Genomic DNA, 19301 nt, shown 5'->3' on the forward strand with positions numbered 1-19301 from the left:
TCAGGCTTCAGGATTGAGACGGAACGGGAGGGCGGCGGCCTTGGCCGCCGCCCTGGGCTTACAGTTGGCGCATCAGGGTCTTGGCGTCGTCCATCGATGCGAACGGCTTGCCGGATGCGAGAGTCTTTTCGAGTTCCTTGCGGGCGCCGGCCTTGTCGCCGGCCTTGGCCAGGCCGGCCGCCAGGTGGTAGCGCAGGTCCGGTGCGTCCGGCACCGCGGCGACCGCCTTGCGCAGCAGGTCGACACCGCGCGCCGTATCGCCTTTTTCAACCAGGATCCAGCCCAGCGTATCCATGATTGCCGGGTTCTGGCCTGCCAGCTTGTAGGCCTGTTCGGCGGTCGGCAAGGCGCGCGCATCCTTTTCCTGCTGATAGGCATAGGCCAGGTTGTTGAGCGCGGCGGCGTTCGACGGATTGGCCTTCAGCACACCCTCCAGGCTGGCGATCGCCTGCTTGTACTCGCGCTTGGCCAAGTAGCTGTCGGCCACCACCAGCCCGACAATCTGGTCCTTCGGATTGGCGGCGTGGTATTTCACCAGGCGGGCCTGGGCTTCGCCCTCCTTGCCGCTGCGCTTGAGCATTTCGCTGATCTTGATCAGGTCGGCCGGGGCCTTGCTCAATGCATAGGCCTTTTCATAGGCCGCCAGGGCCGGGGCCAGCTTCTGCTGTGCCAACAGCAGGTCACCTTCCAGCTGGAAACCAAGCGCGGCCTTCGGCTCGTCCTTCTGGACCTGGCGGGCGACCGCCAGCGCCTCTTCCGGTTTGTTGTTACGCATGGCCAGTTCCACCTGGGCCACGCGTGCCTGCATGAACTTCGGTTCCAGCGACAACGCGCGCTTGAGGTTGTCGGAAGCCGCCGTATCGTTTTTCATCAGCATGTTCACCGCAGCCAGGCGCATCTGCGCCGCCGGCGACTTCGGCGTGGCCGCCGCCAGCTTGCTGAAGGTCTCGAGCGCTGCCGGATAGTCCTTGGTCGCAATCTGCGCCTGGCCCAGCAGGTCCAGCAGTTCCGGGTTGGACGGCTGTACCGCCACCATCTTGCGTGCCAGCGCCAGCGCCTTGTCGGCCTGCTTGTTGCGCAGGTAGTGGGCGCCGAGGTTGATTGCCGGCGCGATCGCCTGCGGATTTTCCGACTGCGCCTTCTCGAGCCAGGTGCCGGCTTCCGCGCTACGGCCCTGCTGTAGTTCCATTGCGGCCAGGGCGCTCAGCGCATCGATGTTCTTCTTGTCCTTGGCCAGCATGGCTTCGAAGCGCTTGCGGGCGCCGGCCGGGTTGTTCTCGGCGATGTCGAGGCGTGCCAGGTTGGACACGGCCGGGAAATAGGTCGGGTTCAGCGCCACAGCTTTTTCAAAGGCGGCGCGGGCGCTCTTCATGTCCTGCTTGCCCAGGTAGACGCCGCCCTTCATGTTGTGGACCAGCGGGTTGTCCGGCTGGGCCTTTTCCAGCGCCTGCACGGCCGCCAGGGCCTTGTCGTACTGGCCGCGGCGCAGCTCGGCCTGGACCAGGGCGACGCCGGCATCGGTGGATTTCGGGTCGAGGGTGGCGGCGCGTTCCAGCTCGCCAATCGCCTTGTCCCAATCGCCCTGGCCCAGCTTGGACAGGCCGAGCGAAGTACGGATGCTGGCCGCGCCCGGGGCCAGCGCGCTGGCCTGCTCCAGGTAGGCCGAGGCCTTGGCGAAATCGCGCGACTGCAGGTAGGACTGGCCGGTCAGCGCCAGCAGCTGGGCATCCTGGCCGCCTTCCTTCAGGGCTGGCGAGAGCACCGCGGCGGCTTCGGTCGGCTGGTTCGATTTCAGCAGGACCTGGGCCAGCAGCTTGCGGGCGTAGACATTGTTCGAATTCGATTCCAGGTATTTGCGCAGGTGCTGTTCGGCCAGCTGGTTGCCGCCCAGGTTCAGCTCGACGGCGCCGGACAGCAGAATGCTTGGCATGTGCTCGGGGGCGACTTTCAGGATCTTTTGCAGGGAATCTTTTGCTTCGGCATTCTTGCCGCCCGTGTAGTCGAGCAGGGCCTGGGCGTAGGTGATGTTCAGGTCGCTGCCAATCTCCTTGCGGGCAGCGTCGAGGTCGGCCTTGGCCGCGGCCAGGTCGTTGGTGCCGATGTGGACATAGGCTTTCTCGACGTAGGCGCTGCGGTGCACCGGGTTGATCTCCAGCACCTTGTCATATGCGGCCAGGGCTTCCTTGGACTTGCCGGTGCTGCGCAGCAGGTTGCCCTTCATCATCCAGGCTTCGGCATTGCGCGCGTCGCGGGTGGTGGCTTCGTCAACCAGGCGCTCGGTAGTCTGCAGGTCATTGTTCATCACCGCCAGGCGCGCCATGCCGATCAGGGCGTCGCCCGAGTTCGAGTTAACGGCCAGGGCCGCGTCATAGGCTTCCTTGGCCTTGTCGCGCTCGCCCAGCCCGAGGTGGGCGTCGCCGCGGCGGGCCAGCAGCTCGGCCGAGCCCTTGGCCTTCTCCGGCGTCACTTCGTCGAGGATGTCCTTGTATTTGCCCTGGAAGAAAAGAATGCGCGCCAGTTGCGGCAGGGTCTTTTCGGGCGCAGCACCCAGGCTGGCCGCCTTGCGGAATTCTTTTTCTGCCGACGCCATGTCGCCGGTTTCCAGCGACAGGTTGCCGAGGCGCAGGCGCGCTTCGACGTTTTCCGGGCTCTGCGCCACTGCGTTCTTAAGCTGGATCAGCGCCGCCTTGCGGTCGCCTTTCTGGACATAATTCTGTGCTTCCGTCAGCAGCTCTTCCGTCGTCTGCGTACGGCTGCAGCCGACCATGCCTGCGCTCAGCAGGATGGCGCCAGAAACGACGGCAACGGCAAGTTGTTTCTTGGAGAGAGTACCCGGCATTGTGTTTCCCTTTGATGAAGGCGCTTGCGTAAACATTGGATTGGGGGCAAGCGAAGTTTCCCGACTGTTAATAATACCCCAAGGAATACGCCAGAAACGCCGTCAACTCATCCGTACGCGCAAATAGCTTTCGTCTGTTGCTATTGTGCGAGCTTGAGCGGGGATGACTGTTGATTTGCAGAAAGATAGCAGCAGTTCGCTGCGATTTGCAGCCCCACGCGAGGGGGTAAGGCCTCATTCGAGGAGCATTACGGCTTGCGCAAGCGGCTCAGCAGGGCTTCGACATTCTCGCCCACCGGCAGGCCGTGGCGGCGCAACAACTGCACGTGCAGGACCAGGTTTTCGAGCACCAGCTTGGCCGAGACGGCGAGCAGGGTCATCAGGCGGTCTTCGGTTGAGAAGTTCTCCATCGCGCCGGCCATTTCGCACAGGTGGTTCGCCACCAGCTCGCGCAGTTCGTCTTCGGGAAAGGGAAGGTCGGCGAAATCGATCGGGTCTTCCTGTTCGACTTCGCGCATCAGGGCTGCGAGCTGCTCGGGCTGGATCGGCATGCGTGGACTCCGCTGTTGGTGGCAAGTCCATTCTAGGCCAGCGGCGCGGTCGGCGGCCACGGGATTGGACAAAACGACAGCGGCAGCGTGGTGGCGCAAGGCCACGACGCTGCCGCGGGAGGATGCCGTTGGAGACTTACATGTTGCGGCGATACTGCCCACCGACCTCGAACAGCGCGGTCGTGATCTGGCCCAGCGAGCAGACGCGCACCGCGTCCATCAGCTTCGCGAACACGTTCTCGTTGTCGATCGCGGCCTGCTGCAGGGCGGCCAGCGCGGCCGGCGCCTTGTCAGCATTGCGCGCATGGAAGGCTTCCAGGCGGGTCAGCTGCGACTGCTTCTCGTCGTCCGTGGAACGGGCCAGTTCGATGGTCGCCGGGGCACCCGCGCCGTTCGGATTGCGGAAGGTGTTCACGCCGATGATCGGCAGGGTGCCGTCGTGCTTCTGGTGCTCGTAGAGCATCGACTCTTCCTGGATCTTGCCGCGCTGGTAGCCGGTTTCCATCGCGCCCAGCACGCCGCCGCGTTCGGCGATGCGCTCGAATTCCTGCATCACCTGTTCTTCGACCAGGTCGGTCAGTTCGTCGATGATGAAGGCGCCCTGGTTCGGGTTCTCGTTCTTCGCCAGGCCCCATTCGCGGTTGATGATCAGCTGGATCGCCAGCGCGCGGCGGACGGATTCGTCGGTCGGCGTGGTGATCGCTTCGTCGTAGGCATTGGTGTGCAGCGAGTTGCAGTTGTCGTAGATCGCGATCAGCGCCTGCAGCGTGGTGCGGATGTCGTTGAAGTCGATCTCCTGCGCGTGCAGCGAGCGGCCCGAGGTCTGGATGTGGTACTTCAGCTTCTGGCTGCGCTCGTTGGCGCCGTACTTGTCGCGCATCGCCACTGCCCAGATGCGGCGCGCCACGCGGCCCAGCACCGTGTATTCCGGGTCCATGCCGTTCGAGAAGAAGAAGGACAGGTTCGGGGCGAAGTCGTCGATGTGCATGCCGCGCGCCAGGTAGGCTTCGACAAAGGTGAAACCGTTCGACAGCGTGAAGGCGAGCTGCGAGATCGGGTTCGCGCCTGCTTCGGCGATGTGGTAGCCCGAGATCGACACCGAGTAGAAGTTGCGCACCTGGTGATGGACAAAGTATTCCTGGATGTCGCCCATCACCTTGAGCGAGAACTCGGTCGAGAAGATGCAGGTGTTCTGGCCCTGGTCTTCCTTCAGGATGTCGGCCTGCACCGTGCCGCGCACGTTCATCAGGACCCAATCCTTGATCTTGGCCGCTTCGTCGTCGGTCGGCTGGCGACCGTTGTCCGCCACGAACTTGTCGATCTGCTGGTCGATGGCGGTGTTCATGAACATCGCCAGGATGGTCGGGGCCGGGCCGTTGATGGTCATCGAGACGGACGTACTCGGGCTGCACAGGTCGAAGCCGTCGTACAGCACCTTCATGTCGTCGAGCGTCGCGATCGACACGCCGGAGTTGCCGACCTTGCCGTAGATGTCCGGACGCAGGGCCGGGTCGGCGCCGTACAGGGTCACCGAATCGAAGGCGGTGGACAGCCGTTTTGCTTCCATGCCCGTTGACACGAGCTTAAAGCGTTTGTTTGTGCGGAAGGCGTCGCCTTCGCCCGCGAACATGCGGGTCGGGTCTTCGCCCTCGCGCTTGAAGGCGAACACGCCGGCCGTGTAGGGGAAGGAGCCCGGCACGTTTTCCAGCATCAGGAAGCGCAGGACTTCGCCATGGTCTTCGAACTTCGGCAGGGCGACCTTGCGGATCGGGTTGCCCGACAGGGTCTTCTGGACCAGGCGGGTACGGATTTCCTTGTCGCGGATTTTCACGACGTAATCGTCGCCGGCATAGGCGGCCTGCATGTCCGGCCACATGGCCAGCAGTTTTTTCGCACCGCCTTCCATGGCGTTGTCACGCTCGGTAATCAGGTCGTCCAGCACCACGTCGCGATTGGCGGCGGCCAGCATGCGCTTGGTTTCGCTCAGCTGCTGGCGCTCGCGCGCCAGTTGCACCTGCTTCTTGACGTTGCGGTGGTAGCCGCGCACGGTGTCGGCGATCTCGGCGAGGTAGCGCGCGCGTGCGGGCGGCACGATCACGTTCTTGCCGCTCGAGTACTTCTGGGTCGGCGGCGCCAGCTTGCTCGCTTCCACCTTCAGGCCCAGTTCCGCCAGCTTCGGCAGCAGGCCGTGGTAGAGGGCGGTCACGCCGTCGTCGTTGAAGCGCGAGGCCTGGGTGCCGAACACCGGCATCTCGTCCGGCTGGCGGCTCCACAGTTCGCGGTTGCGCTGGTACTGCTTGGCGACGTCGCGCAGCGCATCCTGGGCGCCCTTGCGGTCGAATTTGTTGATCGCGATGAAGTCGGCGAAGTCCAGCATGTCGATCTTCTCGAGCTGGGAAGCGGCGCCGAATTCCGGGGTCATCACGTACATCGAGGTGTCGACGTGCGGCACGATGGCGGCGTCGCCCTGGCCGATGCCCGAGGTCTCGACGATGACGAGGTCGAAGCCCGCGACCTTGCAGGCTGCGATCACGTCAGGCAGCGCCTGCGAGATCTCGGAACCGGCTTCGCGGGTCGCGAGCGAGCGCATGAACACGCGCGCCTGCCCGTTCCACGGATTGATCGCGTTCATGCGGATGCGGTCGCCCAGCAGGGCCCCACCCGACTTGCGGCGCGACGGATCGATCGAGATGACCGCAATGTTGAGGCGGTCGCCCTGGTCGAGGCGGATGCGGCGGATCAGTTCATCGGTCAGCGAGGACTTGCCGGCGCCGCCGGTGCCGGTAATGCCCAGCACGGGCGCCTTGATGGTGTCGGCCGCTTCCACGATCTGCTTGCGCAGGTTGACGTCTGCCTTGCCGTTTTCCAGTGCAGTGATCAGCTGGGCCAGCGGGCGGTGACGCTCGGCGATGTCGCCCTGTTTCAGCGCCTCGATCGAGCTCGGGGCGTAGGAGGAGAGGTCGACGTCGCAGCTTTCCAGCATCGAGCGGATCATGCCGACCAGGCCCATGCGCTGGCCGTCTTCCGGGCTGAAGATGCGGGTGACGCCGTAGGCGTGCAGTTCTTCGATCTCGCTTGGGACGATGACGCCGCCGCCGCCGCCGAAGACCTTGATGTGGGCGCCGCCGCGCTGGCGCAGCAGGTCGATCATGTACTTGAAGTATTCGACGTGGCCGCCCTGGTAGCTCGAGATGGCGATGCCCTGCACGTCTTCGCTGAGTGCCGCAGTGACGACTTCGTCGACCGAGCGGTTGTGGCCGAGGTGGATCACTTCGGCGCCGTTCGACTGCAGGATGCGGCGCATGATGTTGATCGAGGCGTCATGGCCGTCGAACAGGGAAGCGGCGGTGACGAAGCGCACCTTGTTGGCCAGCTTCGGCTGCTCCGGCAGGTCGAGTTTCGCGGCGGGAGTGATGTCGTTCATGGGTGTGGGTCCTTGGGAATCGGGAGGACAGGAGTAGCTTGCTACGGTATATGACGTTAACGTTAACGTCAAGCCGAGTACGGGATGTGCCGGGGTGGGTCATAACCCACCCCGGCAGGAATTACGCGGCGCGGCGCTTGATGTTGCCGGACAGCAGCTCAGCCTTGCGTGCATGGAATTCGGCCACGGCCTTTTCCTTCACGTGGCCGAAGCCGCGGATCTGTTCCGGCAGCGCGGCCAGTTCGACGGCATCCGCATGGTTGGCCGCATCCAGATTGGCCAGCAGCGACTCGACCATCTCGCGGTATTCGCCGATCAGGGCGCGCTCCATCTTGCGCTCGGCGGTCTTGCCGAAGATGTCGAAGGCGCCGCCGCGCAGGCCTTTCATCCCGGCCAGCAGCCTGAAGGCGCCGAACATCCAGGAGCCGTACTGCGCCTTGACCATGTGGCCCTTGGCGTCCTTCTTCGCGAACAGCGGCGGCGCCAGGTTGAATTTCAGGGAGAAGTCGCCTTCGAACTGGGTCTTGAGCTGCTCGACGAAGCGGCCGTCGGTGTACAGGCGCGCCACTTCGTATTCGTCCTTGTAGGCCATCAGCTTGGCGTAGTTCTTCGCCACCGCCATCGACAGCTTGTTGCCCAGGCCTTTGCCCGATTCGGCAGCGCGCACGCGCGAGACCAGGTCTTCATACACGGCCGCATACGCGGCGTCCTGGTAGCCGGTCAGGTGCTCGACGCGCTTCCTGATCACGCTGTCCAGGCTTTGCGGCATCTGCACGACCACGGTTTGCGCCGGGATGGCCTGCTTCTCGACGCGCTGGAAGTCCACGGCGGCGCGCCGGCCCCACAGGAAGCTCATCTTGTTGGAGGCAACGGCCACGCCATTGAGTTCGATCGCGCGCAGCAGGGCGGCTTCCGACAGCGGGATGCGGCCCTTCTGCCAGGCGTAACCCATCAGGAACAGGTTGGTGGCGATCGAGTCGCCCATCAGCGCGGTCGCCAGCTTGGTCGCATCGACGAAGTCGACACCGGACTCGCCGCCCACCGCTTCCAGGATCAGGGAGCGCACATCGCCAGACGGGAATTCCCAGTCGCGCTGCTGGGCAAAAGTGCCGGTCGGCTGCTCGTGCAGGTTGACGATGGCGAGCGTGCGGCCCGGACGCATCTTGGACACCGCGTCGGCGGCGCCGGTGGTGAGGATGTCGCAGCCGAGGATCAGGTCCGCTTCGCCGGTGGCGATGCGCTGGGCGCGCAGGCGATCAGGCGTCGCCGCGATCTTCACGTGCGAGGTGACGGAACCGTTCTTCTGGCTCATGCCGGTCATGTCCAGCACCGACGCACCCTTGCCTTCGAGGTGGGCGGCCATGCCCATCAGCGCGCCGACGGTGATCACGCCGGTGCCGCCGATACCGTTGATCAGGATGTTGTAGGGATGCTCGACGCTCGGCAGGCTCGGTTCCGGAAGCAGACCCCAGCCATCGTCAGCGCCTTGTTTGCTCACGCCCGACTTGCTCTTCTTCAGCGCGCCGCCTTCGACGGTCACGAAACTCGGGCAGAAGCCCTTCGCGCAGGAGTAGTCCTTGTTGCAGGACGACTGGTCGATCTGGCGCTTGCGGCCGAATTCCGTTTCCTTCGGCAGGATCGAGACGCAGTTCGACTGGATCCCGCAGTCGCCGCAGCCTTCGCACACGGCTTCGTTGATCACCATGCGCTGGTTCGGGTCCGGGAATTCCTTCTTCTTGCGGCGGCGGCGCTTCTCGGCGGCGCAGGTCTGGTCATAGATGATGACGGTGACGCCCGGCAGTTCGCGCAGCTCGCGCTGGATGTCGTCCATGTGCTTGCGGTCGTGCAGGGTGACGATCGCCGGCAGGTTCGAGCGGTCCGCGTAGCGCGACAGGTCTTCGGTCACCAGCGCGATGCGCTTGACGCCTTCGGCCGCCATCTGCTGGGCGATCATCGGCACCGAGGTCTGGCCGTCGACCGGCTGGCCGCCGGTCATCGCGACCGCATCGTTGTACAGGATCTTGTAGGTGATGTTGACCTTGGCCGACACCGCGGCGCGGATCGCCAGGTAGCCGGAGTGGAAGTAGGTGCCGTCGCCCAGGTTCTGGAACACGTGCGGCACTTGCGAGAACGCGGCCTGGCCGATCCAGGGCGCGCCTTCGCCGCCCATGTGGGTGGTCAGCTTGTTCATCTCCGGGTAGATCGAGGTCGCCATCACGTGGCAGCCGATGCCGGCCAGCGCGAAGGAACCGTCCGGCACCTTGGTCGAGGTGTTGTGCGGGCAGCCGGAGCAGTAGAAGGCGGGGCGGAAGGGCGTGGTGATCGCCTTCTGCAGGACCGCGTCCTTCGCTTCCAGGAAGGCCAGGCGTGCGCGGATCAGGTCGCGGGTGCTATCGTCGGTGATAAGGCGCGCGATGCGGCCCGCGATCACGCGCGCCACTTGCGCCACCGAGAAGTCTGCCTTCGGGGGCAGCAGCCAGTCGCCGCGCGGGGCGACCCATTCGCCCTTGTCGTCGAACTTGCCGACGATGTGCGGGCGCACGTCGTCGCGCCAGTTGTACAGCTGTTCCTTGAGCTGGTACTCGACCACCTGTCGCTTTTCTTCGACCACCAGGATCTCTTCCAGGCCTTGTGCGAATTCGCGCACGCCTTCCGGTTCCAGCGGCCAGATCATCGCGACCTTGTACAGGCGCAGGCCGACCTTCGCGGCCATGGCTTCGTCGATGCCCAGTTCTTCCAGCGCTTCCAGCACGTCGAGGTAGGACTTGCCGGAGGCGATGATGCCCAGCTTCGCGTCCGGGCTGTCGATGGTGGTGCGATTCAGCTTGTTTTCACGCGCATAGGCCAGGGCCGCGTAGATTTTATAGTCCTGCATCAGCGCTTCCTGGGCGCGCGCCTGCTGGCCCAGCGGCACCGAGGACAGCTTGGTATTCAGCCCGCCTTCCGGCATCGCGAAGTCCTTCGGGTACTTCACTTCGACGCGGAAGGGATTGGCGTCGACCGAGGCGCTCGACTCGACAGTATCGGCCAGGGCCTTGAAGGCCACCGCGCAGCCCGAGTAGCGCGACATGGCCCAGCCATGCACGCCCAGGTCCAGGTATTCCTGCACGTTGCAGGGGTAGAGCACCGGGATCATGCAGGCCGAGAAGATATGGTCGGACTGGTGCGGCAGGGTCGAGGAATAGGCGCCGTGGTCGTCGCCGGCCACCAGCAGCACGCCGCCGTGTTGCGCGGTGCCGGCATGGTTCATGTGCTTGAAGACGTCGCCGCAGCGGTCCACGCCCGGGCCTTTGCCGTACCACATGGCGAACACGCCGTCATATTTGGCAAGGCCGATCAGGTCCACGGTCTGGGTGCCCCAGACGGCGGTGGCGGCCAGGTCTTCGTTCACGCCCGGGACGAACTGCACGTGGTTCGCTTCCAGGTGGCCCTTCGCCTTCCACAGGGTCTCGTCCAGGCCGCCGAGCGGCGAACCGCGGTAGCCGGATACGAAGCCCGCCGTGTTCAGGCCCGCGGCGGCGTCGCGCTCGCGCTGGATCATCGGCAGGCGCACCAGGGCCTGGATACCGGACAGGAAGATGTTGCCGGCTCTAGCGGTATATTTGTCGTCGAGGGTGACAGTGTTCAGGCGGGACGAATAGTCCGGCGTCGCCGCTTGTGGCGTGACGGTATCAGGCATGGGGTGTCTCCATTGTGTGGTTCGGTGCTGCACCTGGCGCCGGGTAGGCGGGGGCATTTTGACCGCGTGGAGTGTAGGGACTTCGCCCGCCCAAGGCCAATAGGGAATGCGGATGGGGGTATAAGAAAATCTGATGATCGTTATGCGCTCAAGCGGAGATCAGGCGGGCGCCCGGCCAGGCGCCGCGCGCGCACAGGTCTTCGGTCACTTCGCGCACCAGCTTCGCGATCGCCGCGGAAGCATTCGTCAGCGGGATGTTACGCGAGGCGCACAGGGTCACGTGGCGGGTCAGCGCCGGCTCGGCGACCGGCCAGGCCGTCATCGCGCCGCGCTCGATGTCGGCCAGCAGCGGCGCGACCGGGAGCAGGGTAGCGCCCAGGTCGGCCAGCAGGGCCGAGCGCAGGATCGCCAGCGAGTTGATTTCGAGGATGGTGCCGGGCGCCAGGCCCGCGCTGGCCGCCGCCCCTTCGACCAGGGGACGCACGCCGTGCTGGCGCGCCGGCAGGATCAGGGTACTGGCCAGCGCCTGTTCCAGCGTGAGGCTGTCCGCACCCGGTGCGAAGCCGGAGCCGCTGCGGCAGATGAACATCAGGTCTTCCTGCACCAGCGGGGTAGCGGTGAAGTGACCGGCCGGGACCTCGTCGAACAGCACGGCCAGGTTCAGGCGCCCGGATTTCAGCTGCTCGGTGAGGCTGCCCGTGATCTCTTCGGTCAGCTGCAGCGTGATTTCCGGGTAGCGGGTGCGGGTGGCGGTGAGCAGCGGCAGCGCCAGCGCCCCCGATATGCTGTGCGGCAGGCCGAGCGAGACGCTGCCCGAGGGCCGTGTGGTCGACTGCACCACCGCCGAGCGCGCATCGGCCACCTGCTTCAGGATCGCCTGCGCATGCTCGTAGAAAATCTTGCCGGCGTCGGTGCTGAGCACGCCGTGCGCCGAACGATGCAGCAGCTGCGCGCCCAGTTCTTCCTCCAGCTGGCGCAGCTGCTGCGTCAACGCCGGCTGCGCCACGTGCAGGACCAGCGCGGCGCGCGACAGCGAGCCGTGGTCGACGATGGCGACAAAATACCGGAGTTGACGAAATTCCATCTTTTGGAGGTGTATCTGGTAAGCAACAAAAGATGAGTACGTGTAACAAAATTGTTATACTGCATCTTGGCCGACGGGCGCCGACATTATTACAGAGCAGAGTAGCGACATGTTGAAAAAGGTGGATGCATCACAGTTGAAGATCGGGATGTATATCCACGACCTCGATTGCAGCTGGATGGATCATCCGTTCGTGCGTGCGCGCTTCCTGCTGACGACCGACGAAGAAATTCACAAGATCCGCACCGCCAAGATCCGCGCCGTGGTCATCGACTGCAGCAAGGGCATGGACGTGGACGACGCGCCGACCCTGGCGCAGGCCGAAGCCGCCACCGAGGCGGAAGTGACGGCGATCGCGGCCAAGCCGATCGTGATCACCCGCGTCTCGCTGGGCGAAGAGCTGGCGCGTGCCGCCAACATCCGCAAGCAGGCCGCCGGCCTGGTGCGCACCGTGATGGCCGACGCGCGCCTGGGCAAGGCGGTCGAGCTGGAGAAGGTGGGACCGGTGGTCGAGAGCGTGACCGAATCGATCCTGCGCAATTCCGGCGCCCTGCTGGGCCTCCTGCGCATCAAGAACAAGGACGACTACACCTTCCTGCATTCGGTCAGCGTGTGCGCGCTGCTGGTGGCCTTCTGCCGTTCGCGCAACATGGACGAGGACACGATCTACCAGGCCGGCCTGGGCGGCCTGCTGCACGACACCGGCAAGGCGCTAGTGCCGGACGCCATCCTGAACAAGCAGGGACGCCTGACCGACGAAGAATTCGACATCATCAAGCGCCATCCGAAGGACGGCTACGACATCCTGGTCAAGACTCCGGAGATCGGCCCGATCCCGCTCGACATCACGCTGCACCACCACGAGCGGCGCGACGGCAGCGGCTATCCGGACAAGCAGGGCGAGGGCACGATCAGCGAACTGGCGCAGATGGCGGCGATCGTCGACGTCTACGACGCCATCACCTCCGACCGCTGCTACCACAAGGGTATGCCGGCGGCCGAAGCGCTGCGCAAGATCTACGAGTGGAGCAAGTTCCACTTCAATCCGACCCTGGCCCAGGAATTCATGCGCTGCGTCGGCATCTACCCGGTCGGCACCCTGGTGCTGCTCGAATCCGGCCGCCTGGGCGTGGTGATCGAACCGCACGAGACCAGCCTGCTCACGCCGAAGGTCAACGTCTTCTTCAGCACCAAGAACCAGACCTACATCAAGCCGCAGACCCTCGACCTGTCCAAGGCGCTCGGCTTCGGCGGCGGCGACAAGATCCTGCGCCACGAGTCGGCCGAGAAGTGGAACGTCAACCCGCTGCAGTTCATGAACATCGCCTGATTGTCTAGAGACCGCCGGCGCAGCGCAGCGTCGTGCCGGTCACGTAGGAAGCCGCGGGCGACAGCATCCACATGACGGCTTCGGCGATCTCGTCGGGCGTGGCCAGGCGTCCCATGGGAATCGCCGGCGCCACCCGTGCCGGCCGGCCAGGCTCTCCCGCCGCTGCATGGATGCCGGTCAGCGTCGATCCCGGCGCCACCGCGCATACCCGGATGCCCTCCGGCGCCAGCTCGCGCGCCAGTCCCAATGTGAACGTCTCGACAGCCGCCTTGCTGGCGGCGTAATGCACGTACTCGCGCGGGCTGCCGGTGGCGGCTGCGACCGAGGACAGGTTCACGATCACGCCGCGCGCGCCGCTCCTGCGGAAGGCGTCGATGGCGGCGCGGCAGCAGTGCATGGTGCCGTACACATTGGTGCGAAACACCGCCTCGATGGTGGCCGGGTCGGTCTCCGTGAAGCGCGCGATGCGGCCGGTGATGCCGGCATTGTTGACGAGGGCCGTCACCGGGCCCAGTTCCTCCTCGGCGCGGGCGAACAGCTGCGCGACCTCCGCTTCCAGCGCGACGTCGGCCTGGATCGCGGCCGCCCGTCCGCCACTGCCGCGGATTGCCGCGACCAGCGCCTCGGCCGCCGCTTCGTCGCTGCGGTAGTTGACTGCCACCGCATACCCGCCCGCCGCCGCCTGCCTGGCGATAGCGGCGCCGATGCCGCGCCCGGCGCCCGTCACGATCACGACCTTCTCCATACGATCCTCCTGTCATACTGCGTCACACTATACCCAAGGAGCGCGGCCAGCATGCATCCACCCATCGATTTCTGGTTCGAGTTCGGCAGCAACTACAGCTATCTCTCGGTCATGCGCATCGAGGCCCTTGCGAGTCGGGCGCAGGTGGCGCTGCGCTGGAAGCCCTTTCTGCTCGGGCCGATCTTCCGCGAACTGGGCTGGCAAAACTCGCCTTTCAACGAGCAGAAAGAAAAGGGCGAGTACGTGTGGCGCGACATGGCGCGGCGCGCGGCGAAATACGGCGTCCCCTTCACCCGGCCATCGAACTTCCCGCGCCGCGCCCTGCTGCCGCTGCGGGTCGCGCTGTTCGGCGCCGACCAGCCTTGGATGGGGGAGTACTGCCGTCGCATCATGCTGCGCAACTGGTCGCAGGATGCCGAGATCGACAACGATGAAACGGTACTAGCGGCCCTGGGCGGACTGGTGCTTGATCCGGCCGCCGTCCTGCATGCGGCGCAGGGCGAGGACAACAAGGCGGCCCTGCGCGCGCAGACCGAGGAGGCGCGCCGCCTGGGAATCTTCGGAGCGCCCAGCTTCATGGTGCAGGGCGAACTGTTCTGGGGCGACGACCGCCTGGAAGACGCGCTGGACTACGCGCAGTCCCTCGCTTAGAAGAACTCGGCGGTGTCGTTGGTGGCGATGGTCTGGAGCAGGCCGTTCGCCACCAGTTCCTCGTAATGGCATGCGCGGTTGCGGCCATTGGCCTTGGCAAAATACAGCGCCTGGTCGGCATGGCCCAGGGTCACCACCGGCGAATCGGCAGCGCTGATGCTGGTGAAGCCGACGCTCACCGTGACCTGCCCGACCTGCGGGAACACGTGGCTTTCCACATTGGTGCGGAAGCGGTCGATGATCTTGCGCGCATTCTCCAGCGTGGTCGAGCGCAGCAGCACCACGAATTCCTCGCCGCCGAAGCGGAACACCCGGTCCTGCGAGCGGAACGAGGTCTGCAGCAGGTTGGCGACCAGGATCAGCACTTCGTCGCCGTACAGGTGGCCGAAGCGGTCGTTCACCGTCTTGAAATGGTCGACGTCGACCACCGCCAGCCACTGCTTTTCCTCGGCCACGTGCTGGCGCCGCTCGAGCCGTCCCGGCAGCAGGGTCTCGGCGTCGGCGCCGTGCAGCATGCGCGCCAGCTGGTCGTCGAAGGTCTTGCGGTTGAGCAGGCCCGTCAGCGAGTCGCGCTCGCTGTAGTCCAGCAAATTCTGGAAGTTGCGGTAGACGCTGACGATGCCGCTGATCGTGTGCACCGAGTCGGCCGTGAAGCCATGCTCGTGGGTGATCTCGAGGCAGGTGTCGGCCTTGTCGCCGAACCAGATCGGCAGCCATAGTCGGCGCAAGCCGTCCGGGCCCATGCCTTGGGCACGCGAATCATGGTTTTCCAGGCAGTGCGCCAGTTCCGGGAAGGACGTGATCGGCTCACCGGGGCCAGCGCCGTCCTGCTCTTCCGGGCAGGCCACGCCGCCGGCACGGATGCAGGCGCGCGAACGCACGAACTTCTGGCCCGCGACCGTGGCAATGGCCAGCACCCGGGTCTGGACCGCACCGGCCAGCTCCTGCACCGCCGAAATCACGGAGATGTCGAGCATCGTGTGATCGCGGTGGCCAGTCATGTCCACCATGTGTCGCAGCAGGGAATCCATGTCGTCTACAGGAACAGTGTCAGGAAATGCACAGCGTTTCGGTGCCGCACAGACGCGGGCGGAGTGGCGGCCAAGGAAACAGGATAAGGCTTTTTTGTATTCCAGGCAACTATTCTTAACAAGATTTATCGATGTTTGCGCGTCGTTCGGCAGAAGCTTGGCGAAGACAAAGACGTCACGCCCACAAGCCGCTCTTTTTAATTTCCACATGGAAAGCTTGCCCAAAGTCAACTTGCCACACGGCACTATTCGTTACAGTGAACTCACTGACTGACGCAGCAAAGGCAGCACAAGACGGGGCCCCGTCCGTCAGTGAGTCTTCAACCTGTTTATCAACTATTACAAGGAGTTGTCATGAGCACGATTACCTCCGCCGCCAAGGCCTTTCTCGCCGACGAAGGCGGTGTGACGGCCATCGAGTACGGCCTGATCGCTGCACTGGTCGGGGTCGCCATCGCCGCTGCGGCGACCGCGATGAGTACGGACCTCAAGGCCCTGTTCACCTACGTCGGTACCAAGCTTGCGGAGCGGCCCGCTCCATGATGGGCGCCGCTGCCCTGGCGCCAGCCGGGACCAGGGCAGCGGCCCTGTCGGGAATGCCGTGAAGTGTGTTGTGCAGTACGTCGTGTAGTACGTCGTGAAGCAAGTCCAGTAGTTCCAGCAGTACGTCTTTCAACCACCATAAGGAGTTTTTCATGAACACCATTACCTCTGCCATCAAAGCTTTTGTCGCTGATGAAGGCGGTGTGACGGCCATCGAATACGGCCTGATCGCTGCACTGGTCGGCGTCGCGATTGCAGGCGCAGCCACTGCGATGAGCACCGAGCTCAAAGGTATCTTCAACTACATCGGCACCGAGCTCAAGAAACGTCCTTGATCGTTGCGCAAGCCCCCGGTGCCGTCCGGCCCCGGGGGCTTTTTTTTGGGGGAGCGAACCATGCTTGTCGCACCTTATCTCGATACGCTGCTGTTGCTGCTGGTCGCCGCTGCGGCGATCAATGACCTGGTCAGCCGGCGCATCCCGAATCTGCTTCTGCTGGCCGGCCTGGTCGGCGCACTGGTCCTGCACGCGATCTCGCCGGATCCTGCCGGCGCCCTGCTGGCCTGTCTCGGCGGCGCCCTGCTGGGTTTGCTGTTGTTCCTGCCCTTCTACCTGCTGCGCAGCATGGCGGCCGGCGACGTCAAGATGATGGCCACGGTGGGCGCATTCACCGGACCGGCCGTCGCCTTCCACATTGCGATCATCGCCTGGTGCGCCGGCGGCGTCATGGCCCTCGCCATCATCGTCTTCCGGGGCCGGCTGCGGCTGGCGCTGGCGAACCTGGGGGGCATCGTGCGGCGCGCCGTCTGGCGCTTGCCTAGAAGCGACGCAGCGGAAAGCGTCGGGTCGATGCCGTATGGCGTGGCGATCGCGGCCGGCACGATCTACGTTTTGCTGAGCAGTCAGGCTTGACATTTTCTCCATGTCTTCTTCCTTGCTGACCGTCAAATGGCGCAAGGAAGCTGATGGCTAGAATCAATTTAACAAGTGTAAGAAATATCCGCACCCCCGCAGGAGGTTTCCCTATGGAAGTGTTATCAGCGTGCGCGCCGCCGGCCGTCCCCGAAGGACGGCTTGCGAACGGCGGCGGGCCCGACAGCGAGCCGGGGCCCATCCTGCCGCGCCAGCCGCGCACCGTGCGCGACACCGGCCTCGAACCCCGTTTCGTCATCGCCCTGGTGGTCAAGACCCTGCACGCAAGCGGCAAGACCCCGCTTTCGCTGCTGACCGGCCGCCTGCGCCTGTCGATCAGCGTGGTGCGCGAGGTGCTGCAGCAGCTGGTCGCGGAGCAGCAGGCCGAAGTGGCCTGGTGCGGCGATTCCGACATCGACGTGCATTACCAGCTGACCGCCTTCGGCCAGCGCGCCGCCGCCGAGTACCTGGCCGAATCGCGCTACGTCGGTCCGGCGCCGGTGGCGCTGACAATCTACCGCACGATGGTCGAGCGCCAGTCGCTGCGCCATCCTGACGCCCCGCGCGTCACGCCCGCCGGCCTGAAGGCCGTACTGGCGGAGGACGGGATCGAACCCGCGGTGCGCGAGCTGATCGGCGCGGCGCTGCATTCGAACCGTCCGCTGATGCTGTATGGCCCGTCCGGCAGCGGAAAGACCACCCTGGCCCACCGCTTCGCGCGGCTGCGCCCGGACCCGGTCGCGGTTCCCTATGCGGTGCTGGTCAATCACGAGATCGTGCAGGTGTATGACCCGACCCTGCATGCGGCGCCGCTGCAGCCGCGCCTGGCGGAAGAGCGGCGCAGCTGCGACGCGCGCTGGGCCCTGTGCCAGCGTCCGCTGGTGCACGTCGGCGCCGAACTGGCGCGCGACATGCTCGAGCTGCGCAGCGACGCCCCCAGCGGCGTGCTGTGCGCACCGCAGCACCTGCTGGCCAACAACGGCCTGCTGGTGCTCGACGACCTCGGCCGCCAGCGCGTGCCGGCCGCGGAGGTGGTGCAGCGCTGGCTGGGAGCGCTCGAGCGCGGCGTCGACCATGTCGCGGTTCCCGGCGGCGCCAGCCACGCGCTGCCGTTCGACGTCGCGCTGGTGCTGGCTACCAGCCTGGCGCCCGAATCGGTCCTCGACGAATCCTGCCTGCGCCGCATCGGCTACCGGATCGCGCTCGGTCCGCTGTCGGAAGCGGCATACCGCGCCCTGGTGTGGCGCCAGTGCCGGCTGCGCGGCATCGAGCCCGACGAACACACGATCGACTACCTGATCAACGAACTGCACCGCCGCACCCGGCGTCCACTGCTCGCAGCCTGGCCTCATGAGCTGCTGTCGCGGATCGCCGATTTCGCCGGCTTTGCCGGCCGCGAGCCGCGTTTCGACGCGGACAGCGTGGCCCAGGCCTGGAGCAGCCTGTTCGGCCCCAGGGCGGCACTGGAGCCAAGCAACCTGGGAGAGATGCGATGAAAAACAAGCGTGCCGTGATCGTGATGACCCTCGCGATCCTGTTCGGACTGGCAGCCGTGGTAATGGCCTCGAAATGGCTGCTGACGCAACCCGCGGCCACTGCCAGCAAGATCGTGGTCGCGGCTTCCGACATCAGCCTCGGGCAGCGCCTGACGCCCGAGATGCTCAAGCTGGTCGAGTGGCCGGCCCACAGCGTGCCGAAAGGCGCGTTCGACGATCCGCAGAAGCTGAGCGGCCGGGTGATCAAGACCAGCATCCTGATGGGCGACCCGGTGAGCGAAGCCAAGCTGGCGCCGGCCGGCACCCTGGGCGGGCTGTCGGCCCTGATCACCGAAGGCAAGCGCGCCATCACGGTCCGCGTCAACGATGTGATCGGCGTGGCCGGCTTCGCACTGCCGGGCAACTACGTGGACATCATCGTCAGCACCGAGACCGAGCCGCCACCCCAGGCCCAGGGCCAGGCCGCCGGCCCGCGCCAGCAGAGCATCTCGAAGATCGTGCTGGAACGGATCCTGGTGCTGGCCGTGGCGCAGGAAGTCAACCGCGACGATTCCAAGCCGAAGGTGGTGAACGCCGTCACGCTCGAGGTCACGCCCGAGCAGGCCGAGCAGCTCGACCTGGCGCGCAGCGTCGGCACCCTGTCGCTGGCCCTGCGCAACCAGGTCGATCCGGCCGCGGCGCAGACCGCCGGCGCCACCAAGCAGAACCTGCTGCCGGCCGCCACGCCGCTGCGGCCGGTGGCGATGCCGGTGCCGGCTCCGCGGCCGCGCCTGCAGACCCCGCGTCCGGCGCCGGCGCCGCAACGCGAATGCGTCAAGGTCATCAATGGCCTGCACGCTTCCCAGGAATGCTTCTGACCCCTCTTGAACCGGGATGGACGCCATGAACAGTCGCTTCAATTTCGCACAGCTCGCCGCTGGCCTGGCGCTGGCCGCCAGCACGCCCGCCCACTCCGCCCCTGCCGCTCCCGCCGGCGCCAGGGCGGCGCCGGCGGGAGCGGCAGGGGCGGAGTGGGCG

General features: G+C 65.5%; 14 protein-coding genes. 7 read left to right on the forward strand and 7 right to left on the reverse strand.

The genetic code is table 11. The features are described from left to right. Positions 1-58 precede the first annotated feature (58 nt). The 5 genes from prsT to LK539_RS14190 all read right to left on the reverse strand — a co-directional run bounded on the left by prsT (position 59) and on the right by LK539_RS14190 (position 11577). Positions 59-2839 carry an XrtA/PEP-CTERM system TPR-repeat protein PrsT gene (gene prsT / locus LK539_RS14170; protein ID WP_227801606.1) on the reverse strand — a complete coding sequence of 927 codons (2781 nt, stop codon included), beginning with the start codon at positions 2837-2839 and terminating at the stop codon, positions 59-61. A gap of 248 nt (positions 2840-3087) precedes the next feature. After that, entirely contained in the window at positions 3088-3390 is a 303-nt protein-coding gene (locus LK539_RS14175) for a hypothetical protein (protein WP_227801607.1), read from the reverse strand. 136 nt (positions 3391-3526) lie between these two features. Then, on the reverse strand, positions 3527-6814 hold the full coding sequence (gene icmF / locus LK539_RS14180; RefSeq protein ID WP_227801608.1) for a fused isobutyryl-CoA mutase/GTPase IcmF: 3288 nt from the start codon (positions 6812-6814) through the stop codon (positions 3527-3529). 121 nt (positions 6815-6935) lie between these two features. Then, positions 6936-10493, reverse strand: coding sequence for an indolepyruvate ferredoxin oxidoreductase family protein (locus LK539_RS14185; RefSeq protein WP_227801610.1), 3558 nt, complete (start codon positions 10491-10493; stop codon positions 6936-6938). A gap of 148 nt (positions 10494-10641) precedes the next feature. After that, positions 10642-11577, reverse strand: a complete 936-nt coding sequence (locus LK539_RS14190; protein ID WP_227801611.1) for a LysR substrate-binding domain-containing protein — start codon at positions 11575-11577, stop codon at positions 10642-10644. 109 nt (positions 11578-11686) lie between these two features. Between LK539_RS14190 and LK539_RS14195 the strand changes: the two genes are divergently transcribed. Beyond that, on the forward strand, positions 11687-12907 hold the full coding sequence (locus LK539_RS14195) for an HD-GYP domain-containing protein (protein ID WP_227801612.1): 1221 nt from the start codon (positions 11687-11689) through the stop codon (positions 12905-12907). A gap of 4 nt (positions 12908-12911) precedes the next feature. On the opposite strand, the gene LK539_RS14200 is transcribed toward LK539_RS14195, so the two are convergent. Further along, positions 12912-13652, reverse strand: coding sequence for an SDR family oxidoreductase (locus LK539_RS14200; RefSeq protein ID WP_227801614.1), 741 nt, complete (start codon positions 13650-13652; stop codon positions 12912-12914). Between the two features lie 51 nt (positions 13653-13703). Between LK539_RS14200 and LK539_RS14205 the strand changes: the two genes are divergently transcribed. Beyond that, the gene (locus LK539_RS14205; RefSeq protein WP_227801616.1) at positions 13704-14303 is read left to right on the forward strand and encodes a 2-hydroxychromene-2-carboxylate isomerase; all 600 of its coding nucleotides are present in this window, start codon (positions 13704-13706) and stop codon (positions 14301-14303) included. Here the strand turns inward: LK539_RS14205 and LK539_RS14210 are convergent. Next, the gene (locus LK539_RS14210) at positions 14300-15334 is read right to left on the reverse strand and encodes a GGDEF domain-containing protein (RefSeq protein ID WP_227801617.1); all 1035 of its coding nucleotides are present in this window, start codon (positions 15332-15334) and stop codon (positions 14300-14302) included. The genes LK539_RS14205 and LK539_RS14210 overlap by 4 nt on opposite strands. Positions 15335-15688: 354 nt before the next feature. Between LK539_RS14210 and LK539_RS14215 the strand changes: the two genes are divergently transcribed. From LK539_RS14215 to cpaB, 5 genes are all read left to right on the forward strand, one after another. Then, positions 15689-15877: a Flp family type IVb pilin gene (locus LK539_RS14215; RefSeq protein WP_227801618.1), complete on the forward strand. Its 189-nt coding sequence runs from the start codon at positions 15689-15691 to the stop codon at positions 15875-15877. A 152-nt stretch (positions 15878-16029) separates the two neighbouring features. Further along, the gene (locus tag LK539_RS14220; RefSeq protein WP_227801620.1) at positions 16030-16212 is read left to right on the forward strand and encodes a Flp family type IVb pilin; all 183 of its coding nucleotides are present in this window, start codon (positions 16030-16032) and stop codon (positions 16210-16212) included. A 60-nt stretch (positions 16213-16272) separates the two neighbouring features. Then, positions 16273-16788, forward strand: a complete 516-nt coding sequence (locus LK539_RS14225; RefSeq protein ID WP_227801621.1) for a prepilin peptidase — start codon at positions 16273-16275, stop codon at positions 16786-16788. 113 nt (positions 16789-16901) lie between these two features. Then, positions 16902-18284 (forward strand): ATP-binding protein, encoded by a 1383-nt coding sequence (locus LK539_RS14230; RefSeq protein WP_227801622.1) that lies wholly within the window; start codon positions 16902-16904, stop codon positions 18282-18284. Continuing rightward, the gene (cpaB, locus tag LK539_RS14235; RefSeq protein WP_227801624.1) at positions 18281-19141 is read left to right on the forward strand and encodes a Flp pilus assembly protein CpaB; all 861 of its coding nucleotides are present in this window, start codon (positions 18281-18283) and stop codon (positions 19139-19141) included. Before LK539_RS14230 ends, cpaB begins: the two co-directional genes overlap by 4 nt. Positions 19142-19301 lie beyond the last annotated feature (160 nt).

The organism is Massilia sp. IC2-476, from assembly GCF_020707295.1.
Classification (GTDB): domain Bacteria; phylum Pseudomonadota; class Gammaproteobacteria; order Burkholderiales; family Burkholderiaceae_D; genus Telluria.